This window comes from Bradyrhizobium sp., from assembly GCF_049512235.1.
Taxonomy (GTDB): domain Bacteria; phylum Pseudomonadota; class Alphaproteobacteria; order Rhizobiales; family Xanthobacteraceae; genus Bradyrhizobium.
The window spans coordinates 1-3693 of the sequence record NZ_JBEKXH010000583.1 but is presented as its reverse complement, the minus strand read 5'-3'; the positions used below and the strand labels follow the sequence as shown (position 1 = coordinate 3693).

Annotated in this window: 5 protein-coding genes and 1 pseudogene; 2 read left to right on the top strand and 4 right to left on the bottom strand. The window is 61.3% G+C overall.

What is annotated here, in order from left to right:
• Positions 1-123: 123 nt before the first annotated feature.
• Entirely contained in the window at positions 124-516 is a 393-nt protein-coding gene (gene rpoZ / locus ABSG20_RS32175; protein WP_024512695.1) for a DNA-directed RNA polymerase subunit omega, read from the bottom strand.
• 348 nt (positions 517-864) lie between these two features.
• Here rpoZ and ABSG20_RS32170 point away from each other — a divergent pair, with 348 nt between their 5' ends.
• Both ABSG20_RS32170 and ABSG20_RS32165 read left to right on the top strand, forming a co-directional pair.
• On the top strand, positions 865-1494 hold the full coding sequence (locus ABSG20_RS32170; RefSeq protein ID WP_423868482.1) for a LabA-like NYN domain-containing protein: 630 nt from the start codon (positions 865-867) through the stop codon (positions 1492-1494).
• Between the two features lie 25 nt (positions 1495-1519).
• Positions 1520-2173, top strand: coding sequence for a uracil-DNA glycosylase (locus ABSG20_RS32165; protein WP_423868481.1), 654 nt, complete (start codon positions 1520-1522; stop codon positions 2171-2173).
• Positions 2174-2290: 117 nt separating this feature from the next.
• Here ABSG20_RS32165 and ABSG20_RS32160 read toward each other — a convergent pair whose 3' ends face one another.
• The 3 genes and pseudogenes from ABSG20_RS32160 to mscL form a co-directional block, all read right to left on the bottom strand.
• Positions 2291-2866, bottom strand: a complete 576-nt coding sequence (locus ABSG20_RS32160; RefSeq protein WP_423868480.1) for a peroxiredoxin — start codon at positions 2864-2866, stop codon at positions 2291-2293.
• 150 nt (positions 2867-3016) lie between these two features.
• Complete coding sequence (gene smpB / locus ABSG20_RS32155) at positions 3017-3490, bottom strand: SsrA-binding protein SmpB (RefSeq protein ID WP_423868479.1); 474 nt, start codon at positions 3488-3490, stop codon at positions 3017-3019.
• Positions 3491-3558: 68 nt separating this feature from the next.
• Positions 3559-3693: pseudogene (gene mscL / locus ABSG20_RS32150) on the bottom strand (large conductance mechanosensitive channel protein MscL); the annotation flags it as partial.

Sequence of the window (3693 nt, the reverse complement as noted above, 5' to 3'; positions counted from 1 at the left end):
AGACCAACCCACCGTACTCACAAATAACCTAACAAAAGCAAAGGCCCGGACAAACGCCCGGGCCCGTGTCAAAGGGCAAATTCAAACGGGGACCGCAACGTTCAGTCCGCAACGTTGGAGGGCTCATTCGTCCTCTTCGGGCTGCTCTTCCGGCGGCGCCAGGCCTTCAAGGCCCTTTAGCAGCTCCTCCTCGGTCATCCGCTCGACGGCAACCTCGGTGTCGTCGGCATCCACGCTGGCGCCGGCTGAACCGATCAAAGGCACGGTATCGGGCTCTGGCTCGTCCACTTCGACGAATTTCTGCAGTGAATGGACCAGCTCTTCGCGCAAATCCTCGGGCGAAATGGTCGAATCCGCGATTTCGCGCAGCGACACAACCGGGTTTTTGTCGTTGTCCCGATCGACCGTAAGCTGCGATCCGGACGAGATCATGCGGGCGCGGTGCGCCGCCAACAGGACCAGATCGAACCGGTTGTCGACCTTGTCTATGCAATCTTCTACGGTGACGCGCGCCATCGACTGTCGCTCCGCTAGCTTGGAACCGATTATGGTGATTAGGCGCGGTAGTTATAGGCCCGAGGGGCTGTTCGCAAGACAATTTTGTGATTTGCCTTCCCGCCCCCCACTGGCTAGTCCTATCAGGGATCCAGATGGCCGCCGCGTCCAGACGCCGGGCTGGTGCCGTTTCGGACAAGAAATCGCTTCATTGAACGTCAAAGTATTGGTCTTTTCGCCCTAGCCGCACCATATTTACAGGTGGTGTTTGTCGGGGGACAGATGCACCGGACTTTCGGCAGCATACCTTGGGATGCGCGGCCCATTTCGGCTGCGCCGAAAACCTTAAACAACGCGAGAAACCTTTAAATGTCACCTGCTTCCAACAAGATTGCGCTCTTTATCGATGGCGCCAATCTCTATGCGACGGCCAAGACGCTTGGCTTCGACATTGACTACAAGCGCCTTCTCAAGGAATTCCAGGGCCGCGGGACGCTGGTGCGGGCATTCTATTACACCGCGATCATCGAGGATCAGGAATACTCGTCGATCCGCCCCCTGATCGACTGGCTCGATTACAACGGCTACACCGTCGTTACCAAGGCGACCAAGGAATTCATCGACGCCAGCGGCCGCCGCAAGGTCAAGGGCAATATGGATATCGAGCTTGCGGTCGATGCGATGGAACTGGCCGAGCACGTTGATCAGATCGTGCTGTTTTCAGGCGATGGCGATTTCCGCTCGCTGGTCGAGGCGGTGCAGCGCCGCGGCGTCCGGGTAACCGTGATCTCGACAATTTCGAGCCAGCCGCCGATGATCGCCGACGAATTGCGGCGCCAGGCCGACGTCTTCACCGACCTGGTGGAACTGCAATCCAAGCTCGGCCGCGATCCATCCGAGCGTCCGCCCCCGCGCGAGCCGCGTCATCACGCGCCGCAATTCCTGCAGCGCGCGACCACGACGGCGCCGAGAGCCGATGACGACGATTTCGACGAATGAGAAAGGCCGCGCGCGCGGCCAGCCTATGCCTACGGCCCTCGTCGGCACCGAACCTGACCGCGACTGCCCGCTTTGTCCGCGACTTTCCGGCTTCCGTGCGGCTAATCGCGCGCGTGATCCACAAGGGTTCAATTCGCCAGTTCCCTCTTTCGGCGATGCCGAGGCGCGGCTACTGATCGTCGGCCTCGCGCCGGGTTTGCAAGGCGCCAATCGCACCGGCCGACCCTTTACCGGCGATTTCGGCGGCGAGCTATTGTACGCGACGCTGCTCGCCTGCGGCTTTGCCAAAGGCCGCTACCAGGCGCGGCCCGACGACGGTTTTACGCTCGTGGATTGCCGCATCTCCAACGCGGTGCGCTGCGTGCCGCCGCAGAACAAGCCGTTGCCGGCCGAAATCAACAGCTGCCGGCCATATCTGTCCGCGACCATCGAGATGATGCCAGGGTTGCGCGCGATCGTCGCGCTCGGCCGGGTGGCGCATGAGTCGACGGTCAAGGCGCTGGGCCTGCGCGGCGCAGCAGCGCCGTTCGCGCATGGCGCTGTTCATCAGGCCGGCGCCGTCAAACTTTACGACAGCTATCATTGCTCGCGCTACAACACCAACACCGGGGTGCTGACCCCGGAAATGTTCCACTCCGTGTTCGCGGCGGCAAAAGCGGATTTGGATCGGGGTGCGTAGGTCGGCGAAGCCATCGGGTCGCGCTAATGCGCGGATCGGTGGCGTGCCGACCGCAGCATTCATGGTGGGCACGGCGCAAGGGTTCCTTTGCCCCTACGCAATTTACGCCCGCCAGACTCAGATCGGATTTCGCTTCAACCAGGCCAGCACATCGCTGGCATTCCGGTCGGGTGGAAACACCGGATAGAAAACATGGCTGATGCTGGAGTCATCGACGATCAGCGCCAGCCGTTTTACCAATGTCAGTCCCGCCACCTGCATGGTCGGCAGATCGAGCGCACGGGTCAGCTCCAGCTTTTCGTCCGACAATACCGGGAACGGCAGATGCAGCCGCGAGGCCATCTCGGTCTGATAGGAATTGCTCTGGGTCGACAGGCCGAACACCTGTTTGGCGCCGGCGGCCTTGAGTTCGGCAAACAGATCGCGAAATGCGCAGGTCTGCGGCGTACAGCCGCGCGCGCCCGGAATCATGTCCCAGTCGTCGACCAGCGCGATCTTGCCGGGCTCGCCGGTTCTGGGATAGGCGAAAATGACCGTGCGCCCTGACAATGCCGACAGCGTCACCGCAGTATCGTCGGTCGCAACCAGGCTGATGGGCGGCATCGTCATACCCACAAGATGCGCCGCCGCCCCATCGTCGACCGGTGCCGGAATCCTGCTCCAGTCGACTTCAAGGAGATTTTTTTGGTTCATCGTACTTCCCTCAAGCCTCCGCAATCTCCGGACCTCATGGTGAGGAGGTGCGCGCATGCGCGCCCTCTCGAACCATGAAGAACTTGCGCCCTTGTCCATCCTTCGAGACGCGCGCGTCGAACCGCGCGCTACCCGGGGATGAGGGCCGCATCACCCCCGCGCCCGCAGCAGGCGGCCCTTCTCCCTGCCCCAGTCGCGCTTTTTCTCGCTCTCGCGCTTGTCGTGCAGCTTCTTGCCCTTCGCAACCGCCAGCAACAGCTTGGCGCGGCCGCGTTCGTTGAAATAAAGCTTTAGCGGGATCAGCGTCATGCCCTCGCGCTCGACCGCACCCATCAGTTTGTTGATCTGCTTTCGGTGCAGCAACAGCTTGCGCGGCCGCTTCGGCTCATGATTGAAGCGGTTGGCCTGCAGATATTCCGGAATATTGGCGTTGATCAGCCAGATCTCGCCGGCCTTGGTATCCGCATAGGATTCCGCGATCGTGGTCTTGCCGTTGCGGATCGACTTGACCTCGGTACCGGTCAGCGCGATACCTGCCTCCAGCGTGTCCTCTATCGCATAGTTGAACCGCGCCTTGCGGTTTTCGGCGACCACCTTGATGGGGCGCTCGTTCTTCTCAGCCATCATCCAATGCCTTAGGCGTTATCCCCGGGAAAAAGCGCCACGATAATGCATGCCGCGACGACATGCGCTCACGGCTTCTTGAGCAAGTCGCGGATCTCGGTCAGCAATTCTTCTTCGCGAGACGGTTTCGGTGGCGGCGGCGGTGCTGCGGCGGTGTCACTGCGCTTCAGCCGGTTCATGAAACGTATCACCATGAACAGCAC

What these genes read in the sequence shown, in the direction of transcription:
- rpoZ (WP_024512695.1), bottom strand. Translation starts at nt 516, where the DNA reads ATGGCGCGCGTCACCGTAGAAGATTGCATAGACAAGGTCGACAACCGG.
- ABSG20_RS32170 (WP_423868482.1), top strand. Translation starts at nt 865, where the DNA reads ATGTCACCTGCTTCCAACAAGATTGCGCTCTTTATCGATGGCGCCAAT.
- ABSG20_RS32165 (WP_423868481.1), top strand. Translation starts at nt 1,520, where the DNA reads ATGCCTACGGCCCTCGTCGGCACCGAACCTGACCGCGACTGCCCGCTT.
- ABSG20_RS32160 (WP_423868480.1), bottom strand. Translation starts at nt 2,866, where the DNA reads ATGAACCAAAAAAATCTCCTTGAAGTCGACTGGAGCAGGATTCCGGCA.
- smpB (WP_423868479.1), bottom strand. Translation starts at nt 3,490, where the DNA reads ATGGCTGAGAAGAACGAGCGCCCCATCAAGGTGGTCGCCGAAAACCGC.